Origin of the sequence: Amycolatopsis sp. NPDC051371 (genome assembly GCF_040682155.1) — a bacterium.
Taxonomy (GTDB): Bacteria; Actinomycetota; Actinomycetes; order Mycobacteriales; family Pseudonocardiaceae; genus Amycolatopsis.
Genome location: NZ_JBFBAG010000009.1, coordinates 97,473 through 114,378, shown reverse-complemented (window position 1 = coordinate 114,378; position 16,906 = coordinate 97,473). Strand labels below are relative to the sequence as shown.

18 protein-coding genes are annotated in these 16,906 nt (G+C 70.6%); 11 read left to right on the top strand and 7 right to left on the bottom strand.

The window, feature by feature from the left end; genetic code table 11:
• The first annotated feature begins 2 nt into the window (after nucleotides 1-2).
• Entirely contained in the window at nucleotides 3-860 is an 858-nt protein-coding gene (locus AB0M59_RS14025) for a hypothetical protein (RefSeq protein ID WP_364613863.1), read from the top strand.
• On the opposite strand, the gene AB0M59_RS14020 is transcribed toward AB0M59_RS14025, so the two are convergent.
• Complete coding sequence (locus AB0M59_RS14020; RefSeq protein WP_364613860.1) at nucleotides 851-1,384, bottom strand: helix-turn-helix domain-containing protein; 534 nt, start codon at nucleotides 1,382-1,384, stop codon at nucleotides 851-853. The genes AB0M59_RS14025 and AB0M59_RS14020 overlap by 10 nt on opposite strands.
• A gap of 89 nt (nucleotides 1,385-1,473) precedes the next feature.
• Between AB0M59_RS14020 and AB0M59_RS14015 the strand changes: the two genes are divergently transcribed.
• The 3 genes from AB0M59_RS14015 (at nucleotide 1,474) to AB0M59_RS14005 (ending at nucleotide 3,015) form a co-directional block, all read left to right on the top strand.
• The gene (locus tag AB0M59_RS14015) at nucleotides 1,474-1,932 is read left to right on the top strand and encodes a nuclear transport factor 2 family protein (protein ID WP_364613857.1); all 459 of its coding nucleotides are present in this window, start codon (nucleotides 1,474-1,476) and stop codon (nucleotides 1,930-1,932) included.
• A 57-nt stretch (nucleotides 1,933-1,989) separates the two neighbouring features.
• Nucleotides 1,990-2,769, top strand: a complete 780-nt coding sequence (locus AB0M59_RS14010) for a methyltransferase domain-containing protein (protein ID WP_364613854.1) — start codon at nucleotides 1,990-1,992, stop codon at nucleotides 2,767-2,769.
• Nucleotides 2,770-2,886: 117 nt separating this feature from the next.
• Nucleotides 2,887-3,015, top strand: a complete 129-nt coding sequence (locus AB0M59_RS14005; protein WP_364613851.1) for a hypothetical protein — start codon at nucleotides 2,887-2,889, stop codon at nucleotides 3,013-3,015.
• Nucleotides 3,016-3,118: 103 nt separating this feature from the next.
• Here AB0M59_RS14005 and AB0M59_RS14000 read toward each other — a convergent pair whose 3' ends face one another.
• On the bottom strand, nucleotides 3,119-4,396 hold the full coding sequence (locus AB0M59_RS14000; protein ID WP_364613848.1) for a glycosyltransferase family 4 protein: 1,278 nt from the start codon (nucleotides 4,394-4,396) through the stop codon (nucleotides 3,119-3,121).
• A gap of 125 nt (nucleotides 4,397-4,521) precedes the next feature.
• On the opposite strand from AB0M59_RS14000, the gene AB0M59_RS13995 reads away from it, so the two are divergent.
• Nucleotides 4,522-6,285 carry a sugar-binding domain-containing protein gene (locus AB0M59_RS13995; protein ID WP_364613845.1) on the top strand — a complete coding sequence of 588 codons (1,764 nt, stop codon included), beginning with the start codon at nucleotides 4,522-4,524 and terminating at the stop codon, nucleotides 6,283-6,285.
• A 52-nt stretch (nucleotides 6,286-6,337) separates the two neighbouring features.
• Here the strand turns inward: AB0M59_RS13995 and AB0M59_RS13990 are convergent, their stop codons facing one another.
• Nucleotides 6,338-7,453, bottom strand: coding sequence for an ROK family transcriptional regulator (locus AB0M59_RS13990; RefSeq protein ID WP_364613842.1), 1,116 nt, complete (start codon nucleotides 7,451-7,453; stop codon nucleotides 6,338-6,340).
• An 88-nt stretch (nucleotides 7,454-7,541) separates the two neighbouring features.
• On the opposite strand from AB0M59_RS13990, the gene AB0M59_RS13985 reads away from it, so the two are divergent.
• The gene (locus AB0M59_RS13985) at nucleotides 7,542-8,771 is read left to right on the top strand and encodes a YbiU family protein (RefSeq protein ID WP_364613839.1); all 1,230 of its coding nucleotides are present in this window, start codon (nucleotides 7,542-7,544) and stop codon (nucleotides 8,769-8,771) included.
• 42 nt (nucleotides 8,772-8,813) lie between these two features.
• Here the strand turns inward: AB0M59_RS13985 and AB0M59_RS13980 are convergent, their stop codons facing one another.
• The 3 genes from AB0M59_RS13980 to AB0M59_RS13970 are packed head-to-tail and all read right to left on the bottom strand — an operon-like array spanning nucleotide 8,814 to nucleotide 11,587.
• Nucleotides 8,814-9,302, bottom strand: coding sequence for a glutathione peroxidase (locus AB0M59_RS13980; protein WP_364613836.1), 489 nt, complete (start codon nucleotides 9,300-9,302; stop codon nucleotides 8,814-8,816).
• A 9-nt stretch (nucleotides 9,303-9,311) separates the two neighbouring features.
• A complete protein-coding gene (locus tag AB0M59_RS13975) occupies nucleotides 9,312-10,817 on the bottom strand; it encodes a glycoside hydrolase family 57 protein (RefSeq protein ID WP_364613833.1) in 1,506 nt (501 codons plus the stop codon).
• Complete coding sequence (locus AB0M59_RS13970) at nucleotides 10,814-11,587, bottom strand: class I SAM-dependent methyltransferase (RefSeq protein ID WP_364613830.1); 774 nt, start codon at nucleotides 11,585-11,587, stop codon at nucleotides 10,814-10,816. The genes AB0M59_RS13975 and AB0M59_RS13970 overlap by 4 nt, the downstream gene beginning before the upstream one ends.
• 53 nt (nucleotides 11,588-11,640) lie before the next feature.
• Between AB0M59_RS13970 and AB0M59_RS13965 the strand changes: the two genes are divergently transcribed.
• Nucleotides 11,641-12,066, top strand: coding sequence for a hypothetical protein (locus AB0M59_RS13965; RefSeq protein WP_364613827.1), 426 nt, complete (start codon nucleotides 11,641-11,643; stop codon nucleotides 12,064-12,066).
• On the opposite strand, the gene AB0M59_RS13960 is transcribed toward AB0M59_RS13965, so the two are convergent.
• The gene (locus AB0M59_RS13960) at nucleotides 12,044-12,889 is read right to left on the bottom strand and encodes a DegV family protein (protein ID WP_364613825.1); all 846 of its coding nucleotides are present in this window, start codon (nucleotides 12,887-12,889) and stop codon (nucleotides 12,044-12,046) included. The genes AB0M59_RS13965 and AB0M59_RS13960 overlap by 23 nt on opposite strands.
• Before the next feature lie 243 nt (nucleotides 12,890-13,132).
• Between AB0M59_RS13960 and AB0M59_RS13955 the strand changes: the two genes are divergently transcribed.
• The 4 genes from AB0M59_RS13955 to AB0M59_RS13940 all read left to right on the top strand — a co-directional run bounded on the left by AB0M59_RS13955 (nucleotide 13,133) and on the right by AB0M59_RS13940 (nucleotide 16,729).
• The gene (locus AB0M59_RS13955) at nucleotides 13,133-13,918 is read left to right on the top strand and encodes an electron transfer flavoprotein subunit beta/FixA family protein (protein ID WP_364613822.1); all 786 of its coding nucleotides are present in this window, start codon (nucleotides 13,133-13,135) and stop codon (nucleotides 13,916-13,918) included.
• Nucleotides 13,919-13,947: 29 nt separating this feature from the next.
• Entirely contained in the window at nucleotides 13,948-14,907 is a 960-nt protein-coding gene (locus AB0M59_RS13950; protein WP_364613819.1) for an electron transfer flavoprotein subunit alpha/FixB family protein, read from the top strand.
• A gap of 158 nt (nucleotides 14,908-15,065) precedes the next feature.
• A complete protein-coding gene (locus AB0M59_RS13945) occupies nucleotides 15,066-15,848 on the top strand; it encodes a GNAT family N-acyltransferase (RefSeq protein WP_364613816.1) in 783 nt (260 codons plus the stop codon).
• Nucleotides 15,845-16,729, top strand: a complete 885-nt coding sequence (locus tag AB0M59_RS13940) for a lysophospholipid acyltransferase family protein (protein ID WP_364613814.1) — start codon at nucleotides 15,845-15,847, stop codon at nucleotides 16,727-16,729. Before AB0M59_RS13945 ends, AB0M59_RS13940 begins: the two co-directional genes overlap by 4 nt.
• Nucleotides 16,730-16,906: the final 177 nt, after the last annotated feature.

Sequence of the window (16,906 nt, the reverse complement as noted above, 5' to 3'; positions counted from 1 at the left end):
TCATGAGCAAGGACCAGTTCGACGCGGCGATCGGCGTCGCGCCCCCGTCCACAGTGGACGTCGAGGCGGTGCTGGACCGCGCACGCCGCCGGGCGCGCGTGCGCCGCGTGGCGAACCCGTGGACCGCCGCGGGGGCGGGCGTGGCGGCGGTCGCCGTCGGGGTGGCGGTGGCGTTCGTGCCCGGGAATCCCGCGCCGGTGCTCGTGCCGCCGGCGGCGAGCACAGCGCCGACGGACAATCCCTGCGCGGTCCGGCCCGGTCCGCCGCAGACCGGCGCACCGATCCCGGAGACGTCGGCGGCCGCGTCGAGCCGGCTCACGACGGTGCTGACCGCCGCCGTCGAGCAGCGGCTGGCCGCCGGCTCGACGCTCGGTCCCCACGAACGCGGCGTCTACCCGAAGGGTGTCGCGCACGGTCCGCTGGAGTTCTTCCACGTGTTTTCGGCGCCGGTTCCCTTCGAAGGGTCGTGCAGCGGCGGCGAGGACTACTTCTTGTCGTCGGCCACGACGGCGAAGGGGGAGCTCAAGGGCAACGTCATGGCGGTCGTCACCCGGATCGGCGGCGTCGCGACGCCCAGCACCGAGTGCACGCCCCCGCCCGAGCGCACGGAGGGGTCGTGCCAGCGCCGGACCGGGCCGCACGGCGAAACGATCGTCGAGTCCACGGTGCTCCAGCCCGGCGGCCCGACGATGTACCAATCGGACGTCACCAAGCCCGACGGCACCGGCATCATCCTCGGGGCGGAGAACGTGGCCGGGGACGCGAAGCGGGGCGGCGCGCCCGACATGCCGTCGCCGCCGCTGAGCCTCGCGCAGTTGACGGAGATCGCGCTCGATCCAGGCCTGACGCTCTACCCCTGAGCAGTCAGCAGCACCTTCGCGGCTTCGCGGGCCGTGTTGGCCTCGCCCGGGTCACCGGTGATCGCGGCGAGCACTGTCGCGCCCTCGACCAGTGCAAACAGCTGGTCGGCGAGCCTCTGGCCGGAAATCAGGCCACGCAGGTACGCGCGCACTTCGTCCTTGTGCAGCCGGATCGCGGCGGCGATTCCGGGCGCCGGTTCGCCGAACTCGCCGAAGGAGTTGATGAACGCGCAGCCCCGGAAGCCGGGTTCGGCGAACCAGTTCGCGAGCCAGCCGAAGACGGCGAGGGGATCGTCACCGCGAGCGTGGACGAATTCGCGCAACGACTTCCGCCAGCGCTCGTCCCGGCGTCGCAAGTAGGCCTCGACCAGGTCGTTCTTCGCCGGGAAGCACTGGTAGAGCCGCTTGAGCGAGACGCCGGACCGCTCGCGGACGGCGTCCATCCCGATCGCTTGCACGCCGTGCGCGTAGAAGAGGTCTTCGGCGGCTTCGAGCAGTCGGTCGGTCGCTTCCGTGGAATTCACGTCACCTGCCCTGGCGTGGAGAATAAGCGTTCTCTAGGGTAGCGGATGTGCTGGAGAACGCACGTTCTCCACGTCCGGAAGGAGCTGTCATGACCCCGCGACCCCCGTTCCCGCCCTTCGACGAGGAGACCGCCCGGCAGAAGGTCCAGGCCGCCGAAGACGCGTGGAACACCCGCGACCCGGAGAAGGTCTCGCTGGCCTACACCGAGGATTCCGTGTGGCGCAATCGCGACCAGCACGTCGTGGGACGAGCGGAGATCGTCAAGTTTCTGACCGCGAAGTGGGAGCGCGAGCTGGACTACGCGCTGCGCAAGGAGCTGTGGGGCTTCCGCGGCAACCGCATCGGCGTCCGGTTCCAGTACGAGTCCCGCACCGCCGACGGTCGGTGGTTCCGCAGCTACGGCAACGAGCTGTGGGAGTTCAGCGACGAAGGCCTGATGCGCCGGCGGGAGGCGAGCATCAACGACCGGCCGATCGGGGAAGCGGACCGCCGGATCTTCGGTCCGCGTCCGGAGTCCGAACACGGCGTCCTGCTGCCGATCTTCTGAGTCCGCTTCGCGCGTAATCACCCCTGGCCGGGCGTCGCCGTGGGCATGCTCGGGCGCATGACGACACCGGCGTTCGGCGGCGAAGTGAGCGAGTACTACCAGCGGTTCCGCCGCGGCTACCCGCCCGCGGTGGGGGACGCGCTGACGGCGGTGTTCACGCTGACGCGCGACGACGTCGTGCTCGACCTCGGCTGCGGCACCGGCCAGCTCACCCGGGTCCTGGCGCCCCGGGTGGGCGCGGTGCTGGGCATGGACCCGGAACCGGCGATGCTCGACCAGGCCCGCAAAGCGGGATCGCCGCCGAACGTGAGCTGGCTCCTGGGCGGAGACTCCGACGTCGGCGCGCTGACGCCGGCTCTCGGCGCGGGCCGCCTGGCCGCGGTGACGGTGGCGCAGGCGTTGCACTGGATGGACCACGCGAGTCTGTTCGCGTCGGCGCTGGCGTTGTTGCGCCCGGGCGGCGGTGTCGCGGTGGTGACCAACGGCGAGCCGCTGTGGCTGCAGGACACGGCGTGGTCCGCGGCGCTGCGCGAGGTCGTCTCGTCGTATCTGGGGACACCGCTGCACAGCACGTGCGGCACGGACGAGGCGAGCCAGTCACGCTACGCGGACGCCCTCTTGGCGGCGGGGTACGCCGTCGATTCCCAGGTCGTCGAGTATGACGCGCCGCTGAGTGTCGATGAGATCGTCGGTGGCGTGTTTTCGGCCATGAGCCCGTCGCAGCTGCCGGCGGCTGAAGCGCGGCCGGCGTTCACCGAGCGCGTCCGGGAGGCGGTGGCTCCGCACGGACCACTGCGGGAGGAGGTCCGGGTGCGCCTCCTGACCGGGACCCGCTGACCGGTCACGGAAGGCGAATGGGTACCGGCCCGTAGTGTTCCGCTGATTGTTTCCCCGGGAACCGGCGCGGATGCTCGCTGCGAGGCGCGTCTTGCGCCGTCTTCCCGAGGAGTCCCCATGACCAGCAGGTTGAGAGCTGTCGTCGCCGCCGTCTTCGTCGTTTTTTCGTTCTCGTTCGGCGCCGTGGTGACGGTGCCCGCGCCCACCTCGGCGCACTCCGACTGCGTCCGGCCCTGCCGCTTCTGAGCGGGCGGCTACCTACAGTTCGGGCGACTTCAGCGGTGGCTGCACATGCTCGGTCGGCCGCAGCGGCGCGTCATCGAGGGTTGGTCGTCATTGCGACCACTACCTACAGTTCCGGCACCCCGGCCGCGACCGGCTCGAACGCGTTGCCGGTGGCGATCTTCGGCCGCGGCAGCTCGACCGGCTCGCCCGGCTTGGTCCGCTTGTAGACCGCGGCGGTCGCCTCGGCGATCCGGCCCCAGTCGAAGTCCGCGGCCAGCCGTGACTGCGCGGCCTTCGCCCGCTTCGCCGCGGCCGGCGCGTCGCCGAGCACGGCCGTCACCGCGTTGGCCAGTTCCGCGACATCGCCGGGGCTGAACGCCAGCCCGGTCTCGCCGTGCACCACGACCTCCCCGAGCCCGCCGGCCGTCGACGCGACCAGCGGGGCCTTCGCCGCCGCGGCCTCGAGCGCGACGATCCCGAACGGCTCGTACCGGCTGGGCAGCACCACGGCGTCGGCCGCGGCCAGCGCCGCGCGCAGGTCGCGGTCCGACAGGTGCCCGACGAAGTCGACCGCGCGCCGCACCCGCAGTTTCCGCGACTGCTCGACCAGTTCGTCGAAGTGTCGTCCTTTTCCGGCGACGACCACCCGCGTGCCGGGGTGGCGGCGCCGGATCCGGGGGAGCGCGGCGAGCAGGTCCTGCACGCCCTTCTCCCACTCGAGTCGTCCGAAGTAGAGCAACAGCGGCGCCCCGGCCGGGCTGTAGACCTCGCGGGCGCGGGCGATCTCCTTCGCCGGCACCTGCCAGCCGCGTTCCTCGATGCCGTTGTGGATCACCGTGACGTCGCCGGCCTCGACCTCGAAGAGGTGCGCGACCTCGCGGCGCATGGCCTGCGAGCAGGTGATGAGCGCGTCGGCACGGTTCGCCAGCCACCACTCGACCGAGTGAACCTGCTGGTTCAGCGGGTGCGACAGCCAACCGGAGTGCCGGCCGGCCTCGGTCGCGTGGATGGTGCCGACGAGCGGCACTCGCGCGGCCTCGGCGATCGCGATGGCCGGATGCGCGACCAGCCAGTCGTGCGCGTGGACGACGTCCGGCTGCCAGCTGCGCAGGAGGTCCTGCGCGGCGCGGATCATGGCGTGTCCCATGGCCAGCGTCCAGGCGACGAGGTCGCGTTCGAACGTCACGTGCATCGGGTCCTCGGCGACCCGGATGATCCGCACGCCGTCGACGACGCGGTCGGTGCGCGGGTGCGTCCCGGCGTCGGTGCCCGCGGCGTGGCGGCAGAGGACGACGACCTCGTGACCCTGGCGGGCCAGGTGGCAGGCGAGCGCGTGGACGTGCCGGGCCAGGCCGCCGATGGCCACTGGCGGGTACTCCCAGGACAGCATCAGCACACGCATGCGCAGAGGTTACTCGCGAGTCGGGACGGCCTGGCGGCGCCCGTGCCAGCCGACCGGCCACATCCGTCGCCGAATGTGGTCCGACTCACTGGCGAGCCCGGCGATCTCTGCCACCATCGGCCGGGATGACTTCACCAGAGGACACCGGCTGGCGCCGGCTCGACCCGCCCCTCTCCACCCCGTGGTCCGGCGACGTCGGCCCGGACAACGCCCTGAACGAGTACCCGCGGCCGCAGTTGACCCGCCCGCGCTGGCTGAACCTCGACGGCGTCTGGGAGTACGCGGGCCGGCCGTCGTCGGCGGAGGGACCACGGCCGTCCGGCTACGCGGAGCGGATCTTGGTCCCGTTCCCACCGGAGTCGGCGTTGTCCGGAATCGGACGACGCGACGAGGTCCTCTGGTACCGGCGGCTCTTCGAGATCCCCGCCGACTGGCGCGGCTCGCGGGTCCTCCTGCACTTCGGTGCGGTCGACCAGACGGCGAAGGTGTGGGTCAACAACCAGCTCGTCGCGACGCACGAAGGCGGCTACACGGCGTTCAGCGCGGACATCACCGACGTCCTGCGGGCGTCGGAGCCGCAGGAGCTGACCGTGCGGGCCGAGGACCGCACCGACATCGAGCCCTTCCCAGTCGGCAAGCAGCGCAACGCCCCCGGTGGGATCTGCTACACGGCGTCGTCCGGAATCTGGCAAACGGTGTGGCTCGAGCCGGTGCCCGAGACCCGCGTCGAACGCCTGGACCTGACCCCGGACCTCACCGGTGCGACGGTGTTCCCGCAGGTCACCGGCGGCGCCGAGGTCGTGGTCGTCGTTTCGGACACGGACCGCGAAGTCGCCCGCGGCTCGGGCACGGCGGGGACGTCGGTGCGCGTGGACGTTCCCGAGCCACGCCTCTGGACACCCGACGACCCACACCTCTACACGCTGCGCGTCCGGTTGCTCGACCGGCATGGCGCGGTTCTGGACGAAGTCGGCAGCTACGTCGGTCTCCGGACGATCGGCCTGCTCCCGGACTCCGAAGGGCGTCCGCGAATCGCGCTCAACGGCCGGCCCACGTTCCTGCACGGCCCGCTCGACCAGGGCTACTGGCCGGACGGCATCTCGACCGCGCCCACCGACGACGCCTTGCGCTTCGACCTCGAGAAGACGAAGGAACTGGGCTTCAACTTCGTCCGCAAACACGTCAAGGTCGAGCCGGCGCGCTGGTACTTCTGGGCCGACACGCTGGGCCTGGTCGTCTGGCAGGACATGCCGTCGCTGACGGTGTCGTTCGACGGCCCGCCCGGCATCGCGCCGGACCCGGTCCCGCGGGCGCGCGAGCGGTTCGAAGCAGAACTGATCGAAATGATCACACAGCTGCGGGCGGTCCCGTCGATCGTCGGCTGGGTGCCGTTCAACGAAGGCTGGGGCGAGTTCGACACAGCCCGTGTCGCGGAACTGGTCAAGGCCCTCGACCCGACCCGGCTGGTGATCGCGAACAGCGGCGTCAACTGCTGTTTCTCCCGCCCAGATACGGGCGCCGGTGACGTCTACGACGACCACACGTACGTGGGCCCCGGCGTGCCGGCGGTCACTGATGGCCGGGCGATCGTCGACGGCGAGTACGGCGGCCTCGGTCTGGTTCTGGACGACCATCGCTGGCCCGGACCACCGAACGCGTACGAAATGACGCCGACCCGGGAGCGGCTCACCGAGCGCTACGCGGAGGTGAGCGCCGCTCTGGAGCGAGTGGTCGTCGAGCGAGGTCTGTCCGGCGCCATCTACACCCAGACGACCGATGTCGAGAACGAGGTCAATGGACTGCTGACATACGACCGTCGTGTGGTGAAGGTCGACCCGTCGGTGGTCGCGAAGTGCGTACGAGCGGTGATCGACGCCGGCTCGGCCTGAACGGCCTGGCCGATTTCCGGCGACCGTTCACGCCGGTAGGTTCGCGGGCCGGTCAGCTTTCGGCGACGGCTCTGACCAGTCCATCCCGCCCGTGGTCGAGCGCCGACAACAGCGCGCCGCGCAGAGCAGCCGAGTCCGTCACCGCGCCAGCCTCCACCCGGACCGGCCCCGGCGCCGCCGCGCGGACCGTTCGCCGGATTTCGGCGACGAGACCCGCCTGGCTCCCCGCAGGGCCACCCAACAGCACCAGGTCCGGGTCGACGATCGTGCAGATCGCGGCGACGGCCCGTCCGAGCGTCGCGCCGAGCAGCCGTAGTCGTTCGGCGGCCACGGCGTCGTCGGTGGCCCGGCCGAGCGTGGTCAAGATCGCGTCGACGTCCAGCGAAGGCGCGTCGGACCTGCCGAAGCCCTGGTCGGCGAGAGCCGCGGCGAGCGTCGACCCCGAACTATCCAGGTACCCGATCTCGCCCGCCAGCCCGTGCGCGCCCCGAACGAGCTGATCGCCGACATAAAGACTGACGCCGAGCCCGGCGCCCACGTAGACGTAAGCAAAGCTCTTCGCCTCTCGAGCAGCGCCCTCCCGCCGTTCGGCGAGCGCGGAGAAGTTGACGTCGTTGTCGAGCAGAACGTCACGACCGATCTCTCCGGCCCGGAGCGTCCCCTCGGGAAAGGGCGACCCGGGCAGCGCGACGACTTCGTGCCTCACCGGGTCGACCGGGTTGGCCACCGAGATCGCGATCGCCCGCACCGCACCCGAACCCACTTCGCCCGCCGCGGCGACGGCGTCCCGGACCGCGGCCGTCACCGGTCGGCCGCCGGGCGGGTACTGCTCGGTGGCCAGGACCGTCCCGGTCAGGTCGGTCGTGATCGTGCGGACGCCTTGCTGGTTGACCTCCGCGGCGACCACGCGGCCGGCGTCGGCGGCCAGTTCGTAGAAGGTGGCGATCCGGCCGCGACGGCCGGTCTGGTCGGTACCGGTCGCCCGCAGCGCGCCCGCCGTCTCCAGGCGACGGACCGACTCGGAGATCGTCGGCTTCGAGATCCCGGTGGTCGCGGCGAGCTCCGCGCGCGTGGTCCGGCCGTGGACGAAGACGTGGTCGAGCACCGCGCGGTCGGTCATGGCCCGCAGCATCGCCAGGCGCGGAAGCGGCCGGTCGGGGTCGGACATCGCACCTCTTGTGGCGGGAGACGGACAGGAGTTACCGTAGCCGGGACATTCTAGTAAGGAGTCCTAACCAAAGATCGTGAGGACACCGATGGCGACCACAGAGCTGCCCGCGAACATGTCCGAGGCCATCTCGCGGGCCAAGCGCGACCTGCGCGCCCGGATCGGCGACGTCGCCGGCGTGTTCGCCGAGGTCCGCGACGGGACGCGGCGAGAGGTCGACACCGTCGCCGCCGACCCGGACGCCTTCCCCGTCGTCCGTTACCGCGACATCGCCGACGGGACCGTGCCGCAGCGCACGGTCGACGCCGTCCGACGCCGCGGCTGCGCAGTCGTCAAGGGCACCTTCGCGCGCGAAACGGCCGAAGCCTGGGACGCCGAGCTGGCCGCGTACCTCGCCGACAACGACTTCGCCGGCACGTACCAAGGCCCGGCGGACGACGTCTTCGCCGGCCTCGCGTCGAGCCAGCCGCAGATCTACCCGGTCTACTGGTCGAAGCCGCAGATCCAGGCCCGCCAGCACGAACACATGGTCGCCGTCCGGCGGTTCCTCAACTCCTTCTGGCGGCACGAGTCCGAGGGCCGCGTCTGGTTCGACCCCGATCACGACACGGCCTACCCCGACCGCATCCGCCGTCGCCCACCCGGTTCGGCGTCGCTCGGCCTCTCCGCGCACACCGACTCCGGCTCGGTCGAACGCTGGTTGGTACCCGCCTACCAGCAAGTGTCCCGCCACGTCTTCGCCGGAAACTGGCAACAGTACGACCCGTGGGACGGCGCCTACCGTACCGAAGTCGACGAATACGCGTCGACGGTCATGTGCTCGGCTTTCCGCACCTTCCAGGGCTGGACGGCGTTGTCGGAAATGCATCAGGGCGACGGCGTGCTGCACGTAGTGCCGATCCCGTCGGCGATGGCGTACGTGCTGCTCCGCGCGCTGCAGGACGACATCCCCGACGACGACCTCTGCGGCGCCGCCAACGGCCAGGCCCTGCCGGTCAGCGACAAGTACCACGACGACCTGCTGCCCGCGCTGACCTCGATCCCCGAGATCGAACCGGGCGACACGGTCTGGTGGCACGGCGACGTCATCCACGCGGTCGCCGACGGCACGAACCCGGAACGCTGGGGCAATGTCATGTACATCCCGGCGAGCCCGCACTGTCCGAAGAACGCGACATATGCCGAGAAGTGCGGACGCGCCTTCCTGACCGGCGCGAGCCCGGGGGACTTCGCGCCTGAAGACTACGAAGTCAACTGGACCGGCCGCGCCACGATCGACGACCTCAACGCGGTCGGCCGCGAACAGCTCGGCCTGTGACGGCGCCGCGCCGGGTGGAGGCCCGGCGCGACACCGGCCGCCTCATGCCGGGAGAGCGGCCTCGATGGCTTTGACGACCTTCTCGTCCTCGGGCTCGGTCCGCGGCCGGAATCGCGCCAGGACCTCACCGTCGGCACTGACCAGGAACTTCTCGAAGTTCCACTGGACGTCGCCGGAGTCACCCTCGGCGTCGGACACCTTGGTCAGCTCCGCGTACAGCGGGTGCCGGCCCTCGCCGTTGACGTCGATCTTCTCGAACATCGGGAAGGTGACACCGTAGGTCGTCGAGCAGAACGTCTGAATCTCCTCCGCGCTGCCCGGCTCCTGGCCCGCGAACTGGTTGCACGGGAAACCGACAACAGAGAAGCCCTGGCCGCCGAAGCGCTCCTGTAGCCGCTCGAGGCCGGAGTACTGCGGGGTCAGGCCGCACTTCGACGCGACGTTGACCACGAGCAGAGCTTTGCCCGCGAGCGAGGCCAGTGAGCTGTCCTGCCCGTCGAGGGTCTTGACCGGAATTTCGTGAATCCCCATGAGTCCCTTTCAGTCGTGCTTCAACGCTCGGGCGTCGAGGTGCCCGAACGGTCCGTCGTCGGCGCGGTAGGCGGCCGCCAGCTCCTCGGCCCGCGCGCGGTCGCCGCGTTGCAGCAATCCGGCCAAGGCGTCGAAGCGCTCGGTGTGCACCGCCGCGCGTCGGCGCGCGTAGTCAGCGGCGGAGTCCTTGGTGACCATGAAGGCCCAGTCGCTCTCCAGCGCCAGCATCGCCTCGGCCACGGCCTGGTCGGCGACAGTGTCCCGGGCCGTGGTCGGCAGTCCGGCAACGAGTGAAAGGAGCCGTTCCTGCAGCGCCGCGTTGGCCTCGACCATGTCCTTGACCTGCTCGCCGTCCCAGACACGCCAGTCTTTGCCCGACCCCCACGACGACACGGGCAGCTCGATCGGTTCGCCGACGAGCCCGGCGTCGAGCACGCCCTTCAACGTCGTCACCCGGACGCCCGACTCGGGCAGCGCGCGCAGCACGCCCTCCAGCCAGGCCGGCCCTTCGTGCCACCAGTGCCCGAACAGCTCCGTGTCGTAAGCGGCGACCACGAGCGCCTCACGACCGTGTTGCTTCTTCAGTGAACGCAGCCGCGTGACCACGGTGTCGACGAAGTCCTTGACGTGCAGCCCCAGCACGTCCGCGGCCAGCGACGGGTCGTAGGGCGCCTTGTCCGGCGGCTCGACCGTCTTCCCGGTGACGCGCGACGCCTTGAGCCCGACCTCGTGCGCCCAGGTGTGGAAGTCGCGGTAAGCGGCGTGACCGGGGTAGCCGGCCTTCGGCGACCAGACGCGGTAAGTGACCTCGAGGTCTCGTCCGAACGCGACCACGTCGCTGTCGCCGACCGGCCGCGCGGCCCAGGTGTCGCCGCGCAGCGACGGCCCGTCGACCATGAACCGCCGCACGCCGGCGGCCGCGTAGTCCTTTTCCATACCAGGCGCGTAGCCGCACTCCGGCGCCCAAATCCCCTCGGGCCGTGACCCGATCCGCAGCGCCGTGTCGGCCAGGCCGGCGTTCAGCGCGAACTCGCGCACCCGCGGGTCCAGCAGCGGCTGGAACGGGTGGGCCAGCGGCCCGCCGAGCAGCTCGATCGTCGAGTTGTCGACCAGCGAACGAAGCATGGGGGAGAAGCCGTGGCGCCAGCGGGTGCCCAGCTCCTCGGCCGCGCGGACCGCGGTCCGGTGTTCGGCCGCCGCGAGCTCGCGCAGCACCGGGTCGCCCCGCCACAACGTCGACGCGTGCTGGGCGCGCAGCTGCCAGTGGCCTAGCCAGTCGTGGAACGCGCGGATGCTGTACGGGTCATCGAGCTGCGCGGCGAGCACCGGCGTGACGCCCAGCGTCAGCACGTCTTGGCGGCCTTCCGCGGCGAAACGCTCGAGCAGATCGACCATCGGCAGGTACGAGTGCGCCCACGCCTGGTAGAGCCACTCCTCGCCGACCGGCCAGCTCCCGTGGTGCGGCAGCCACGGCAGGTGACTGTGCACGACGAGGCAGAAGGTGCCTTCGTTCATCGGCGCACCGCCACGGCGACGAGGTCGAGGCTGGCGCCGAGGTCGTCGCCGTGGATGTCGAACCCGGTGGCCTCGATCGCGGCGACGTCGGCGAGCAGCGCCGCCGGCCACACGGCCTGCCCCGGCAGCTCGCCCATGACGACGTCGAGCTGGGCGTCGATGATCGACCCGCCGTACCGCTCGTCGAGCGCGCGAACGGCGTTGCCGTGGTGCAGGCCGTGGAGCGCTTCGACGTCGAATCCGGCGTCGGTGAGCAGTCCAGCCAGCTCGGCCGGGGCCAGCTCGCGGGTGTGGTACGGGTTCAGCGGCGTATCGCTCTCCGGGGTGAAGGTCAGCCGGTTCGGCGTCGTGACCAGCAGTTTGCCGCCCGGCGACAACACCCGCCGGCACTCGGCGAGGAACCCGGCCTGGTCCCACAGGTGCTCGATGACCTGAAAGTTGGCGACGACGTCGACAGCGGCGTCGCGCACCGGCAGGAACGCCAGGTTCGCCCGCGCGACGGCGACCTCGGGGTAGCGGCGGGCGACGTGCTCGGTGGTCGGCACGTCGTAGTCCAATGCGAGCACCCGGCGGGCCGTGGTCGCGAGGAGGCTCGCGCCATAGCCCTCGCCGCAGCCGGCTTCGAGCACCGTCGCGTCCGCGCAGTGGGGGAGCAGGGCGAGGTAGGCGGCCTCGTGGCGGCGGAACCAGTAATTTTCCTCGGCGATGCCGGGGACGGTCCGTTCGCCGGTCAGGTGCAGCGCCTCGGCCCGGGTGGCTGGGGTGGTCACCTCCGCGACCCTAGCGGGTGTCACGTCCGGCCCGGCCGTCTCGTTCCGTGGTCATGCAACGGACAATCACCCGCGTTCTGCTCGTTCTCTTCGGCCTCGTCGAGGTCCCGACCGGACTGTGGCCTTTGATCACACCAACCGGCTTCTACCAGGACTTTCCCGGCATCCGCACGGGCTGGGTCTCGATGGACGGGCCCTTCAACGAACACCTCTTGCGCGACTTCGGTGGCCTCAACCTGGCGCTCGCGGCGACGCTGATCGGTGCCGCCGTGATCGGCACCACAGCCGTCGCCCGGCTGGCTTCGGTGGCGGCGCTGCTCTTCAGCGTTCCGCACTTCGCGTACCACCTCGGGCACGTGTCGCACTTCGAGGCGATCGACCAGGTGCTCATCATCGCGCTGACGGGGCTGACCGTGCTTGTGCCGCTCGTGCTGCTGGCTATTCCGGGGCGCCGGGTCAGTACACCGGTGACACCGTGATGCCGAGCGCGCCGGGGCCGAGGTGCGCGCCGATGACCGTGCTCGCTTCGACGACCATGCTCTCGGCCATCGCCGGGACCCGGCGTTCGATCTGCCGGCCGATTTCGAGTTCGTGATCGCTCGCCCCGAACCGGGTCACGGCGATGTCGGCGCGGAAGCCGCCGGACTTCTTGACCGCGAGATCCACCATCTTGGCCAGGGCGCGCCGCGTGCCGGGGACGCGGGCCAGCGGCGCGACCTCGCCGTCCTTGACCGTGAGCAGCGGCTTGATCGAGAACGCGGTGCCGAGCATCGCCTGCGCGGCGCCGATCCGCCCACCGCGGCGGAGGTACTCCAGCGTGTCGACGTAGATGAACTCGGTGCTGGTGAAGCACCGGCGTTCGGCGGCTTCGATGACACGGCCGGCGTCCGCGCCCGCCGCAGCCGCCCGGGCCGCGGACACAGCGGCGAAGCCCAAGCTCATCCCGGTGGTGCGGCTATCCAAGACATGCACCGGGATGCGGACCTGCTGGGCGGCTTCCCGGGCCGCGCGGACGGTGTCGGACATGCGGCCGGAGATGTGGATGCTGACGATCGCGGTCGCGCCGGAGGCCGCCGCCTCCTGGTAGGTCCAGAAGAACGCCCCCGGATCCGGGGGCGAAGTGGTGATCACGTGCCCCTCTCTCATGGCGTCGATCACCTCGCCGCGGTCGAAGCGGTTTTCGTCGTCGAAGTGACCACCCAGGTTCAGCTGGATCTGGACGACTCCGATGGCCCAGCGGGAGGCGACGAGGTCGGGCAGGCAGGAGCTCGAGTCGGTGATGACGGCGATGCGCGCGGGCATGGTGGGGGAGGTTAATGCCTGACACCCACCGCGAGTAGGCCGTGGTTGGTCCGATTGGACGAACGGTGGTTCAGGTGGGGTAACCGGTCGGCTACCGGGACGATGGTCCCACTAGATTGCGCATCCAGGTGAATGGCGTCACCTCGGCGGGTCCTGCGCGCCGATTGGCCCTAATCTACCGGCCAGTAGAGCACTGACCCGTGGTCGTCCCGCGGGGCACAACCGGGAGGTCGAAGCAGACCCATGACGAACATCGTTGTCCTGGTCAAGCAGGTACCGGACACCTACTCGGAGCGGAAGCTCAACGGGACCGACCACACCCTTGACCGTGAATCCGCCGACGCCGTGCTCGATGAGATCAACGAGAAGGCCGTCGAAGAGGCGCTGAAGATCAAGGAAGCCGGCGAGGGCGAGGTCACCGTGATCTCCGTGGGCCCGGACCGCGCGACCGACGCCATCCGCAAGGCGCTGTCCATGGGCGCCGACAAGGCCATCCACGTCTCCGACGAGGCGCTGCACGGCTCCGACGCGATCGCTACCGCCAAGGTGCTCGCCGCCGCGATCGCGAAGGTCGAAGGCTTCGACCTGATCATCGCCGGCAACGAGTCCTCCGACGGCCGTGGTGGCGCCATCCCGGCGATCCTCGCCGAGCTGCTCGGCCTGCCGCAGGTCACCTACGCCCGTGAGGTCACGGTCGACGGCACGACCATCAAGGCCGTCCGCGAGACCGAGGACGGCCTGACCCGCCTCGAGGCGACCCTGCCCGCGGTGGTGAGCGTCGGCGAGAAGATCAACGAGCCGCGCTACCCGTCGTTCAAGGGCATCATGGCCGCGAAGAAGAAGCCGGTCGAGACGTTCACCATCGCCGACCTGGGTGTCGACGCGAGTGAGGTCGGCCTCGGCAACGCGTGGTCCACCGTGACCGAATCCTCGCCGAAGCCGCCGCGCACCGCCGGTGAGAAGGTCGAGGACGAGGGCGACGGCGGCACCAAGGTCGCCGAGTACCTGGTCGGCCAGAAGCTCATCTGACAACGGCTCTTCGAGGAGGAACCAAGAACATGGCTGAAGTACTCGTCCTCGTCGACCACGTCGACGGTGAGGTCAAGAAGGTCACGCTCGAGCTGCTGACCGCGGCCCGCGCGCTCGGTGAGCCGTCGGCCGTCGTCGTCGGCCCGACCGGGACCGCCGCCAAGGCGAAGCAGGCGCTGGCTTCCCATGGCGCCGCCAAGGTGTATGTCGCCGAAGGGGACGACGCCGCGAACTACCTGGTCACGCCGAAGGTGGACGTGCTCGCCGCGCTGGCGCAGCAGGCGTCCCCTGCCGCCGTGCTCGTCACCGCCAGCGGTGAGGGCAAGGAGGTCGCCGCCCGCCTGGCCGTGCGTCTGGGCTCCGGCCTGATCTACGACGCCGTGGGCGTCAACGGCGACGGCGTCATCGACCAGTCCATTTTCGGTGGCGCGTTCTCCGTCAAGTCGAAGTCAACGAAGGGCGCGCCGGTCGTCTCCATCCGCCCGGGTGCGGTCGAGGCCGAGCCGGCCGAGGGTGCGGCGGCCGAGGAGACCGTCGAGCTCCCCGCCACCGACGCGGCGAAGTCGACCAAGATCACGGGCGTCGAGCCGGTGACCGGCGGTGACCGTCCCGAGCTGACCGAGGCCTCGATCGTGGTCTCCGGCGGCCGCGGTGTCGGCTCGGCGGAGAAGTTCGACGTCGTCGAAAAGCTGGCCGACTCGCTCGGTGCGGCTGTCGGCGCTTCGCGTGCCGCTGTCGACTCCGGCTACTACCCGGCGCAGTTCCAGGTGGGCCAGACCGGCAAGACCGTGTCGCCGCAGCTGTACATCGCCCTCGGCATCTCGGGCGCGATCCAGCACCGCGCCGGCATGCAGACGTCGAAGACGATCATCGCCGTCAACAAGGACGCGGAGGCGCCGATCTTCGAGATCGCCGACTTCGGCATCGTCGGCGACCTGTTCAACGTCGCGCCGCAGCTGACCGAAGCGGTCGAGAAGCGCAAGGGCTGATTGCTCTTCCGAAGGGCCTTCCGGGAGCTTCCCGGAAGGCCCTTCGCGCGTTCTCGGGACCTGATAGAAGCCTGAGAACCCGCAATTAACTGAACGTGCACTAATCGGTCATCGGATGGCACTCTCCGCGGTTTCCTCCGCGCGGGTAAACCTTGACCATGACGACGTCACAGCTCCTCGTCAGCACTGATCAGGCGGGTGCCGACCTCCCTGCGGACGCTCCCCGGTACTCCCTCCTCGTCGCCCACGCGAACGATGAAGTGGTCGCCGCGCAGAAGCTCCGTCACCGGGTTTTCGCCGAGGAGATGGGCGCGCGGCTGCACTCGCCGATCGCCGGTCTCGATGCCGATGAGTTCGACGAGTTCTGCGACCACCTCGTGGTCCGCGACGACAACACGGGCGAAATCGTCGGCACCTACCGCATGCTGCCGCCGGACCGCGCCGTACAGGCCGGGAAGCTCTACGCCGACAGCGAATTCGACCTCAGCGCGCTCGACGGGCTTCGGCCGTCCCTGGTCGAAACCGGCCGGTCGTGCGTGCACCCGGACCACCGCAGCGGCGCCGTCGTCAGCCTGGTCTGGGCCGGGATCGCCCGCTACATGCTGCTTTCCGGCCACCGCTACCTGGCCGGCTGCGCGTCGGTCCCGCTGGTGGACGGCGGCTCGTTCGCTGCCGGCGTCTGGGACGTCCTGCGCACCAAGCACTACTCGGACGAGGCCACGCGCGTCTCGCCGCTGATCCCGTGGGACGCGTCGGGAATCGAACGTCCCGCTCGCTCGATCCTGCCGCCGCTGATCAAGGGCTACGTCCGGCTCGGCGCCAAGGCCTACGGGCCGCCCGCGCTCGACGCCGACTTCGGCGTCGCGGACTTCTTCGTCGTGCTGGACCTGCACAACGTCGACGAGAGGTACCTGAAGTTCTTCCTCGGGGTCCAGGTATGAGCCACGCGTGGATGCCGGCCTCGCCGTGCGGCGACGGCTGCTTGACCGACGCCGACCCGGTCGTCGGCTTCCCGCGGCGCGTCTTGCGCGTCACCGCCGCGATCTTCGTCGTTTTTTCGGCGTTGCTGACGGCGCCCCTGCTGCTGGTGTCGTGGGGCCGCGAGCGCCGGGTCCGGCTGATCTTCGGCGGCATGCTGCGGGCGTTCGGCGTCCGGCTGGACATCCACGGCGGCGCCGACTTCCTGACCGCGCCCGCCGGCCGTGGTGCACTGGTGGTCAACAACCACATTTCGTGGCTGGACATCGTCGCGATCAACGCGCTGCGCCCGATGCGCGCGCTGGCCAAGAAGGAGATCGCGGGCTGGCCGGTGCTGGGCGGCCTGGTCCGCCGCGGCGGCAGCATCTTCCTCGACCGCGAGCGGCTGACGACGCTGCCGGCCACGATGGCGTCGCTGGCCGACGCGCTGCGGACGGGGTCGCTGGTGAGCGTGACCCCGGAGGGAACAACGTGGTGCGGCTTGGCATCGGGCCGCTTCACGACGGCGACGTTCCAGGCGGCCATCGACGGCGGCGTCCCGGTCCGCCCGATCGCGCTGAGGTACCGCCTCGCGGACGGCCGCGAGACGAGCCGGCCGGCGTTCATCGGCCCGGAGTCGCTGATCGCGTCCCTGCGGCGGGTCGCGGCGCTGCGCGGGCTGGTGCTCGAGATCCACATCTGCCCGGAGATCGCCCCGAGCCGGGCGGAGAACCGTCGTGAACTGGCGGCTCTCGCCGAGGCCGCGGTGCACTCGGCGCTGGGGACGGTGAAGATCCCGGCCCAGCAGCGGCGCCGGACCCGGCGTCCTCAGCCGGTCCCACTGGCTTCGCCTCCCGCGAAGTGATCCGGGCCCCGTCGCCGCGATCCGGCGACAGGCCCGGATTGGGAGGCGTTCGCGGTCTTGTCAGCGCGGGCCTGTCATCGTGACCCGATGACAGGCCCGTTCGCCGTTTGACGGACTGTGTTCGCGGTGTCCGGGCCCTGCTTTGCATGGACCCCGCTCGGCCCGCGGCACACTCGA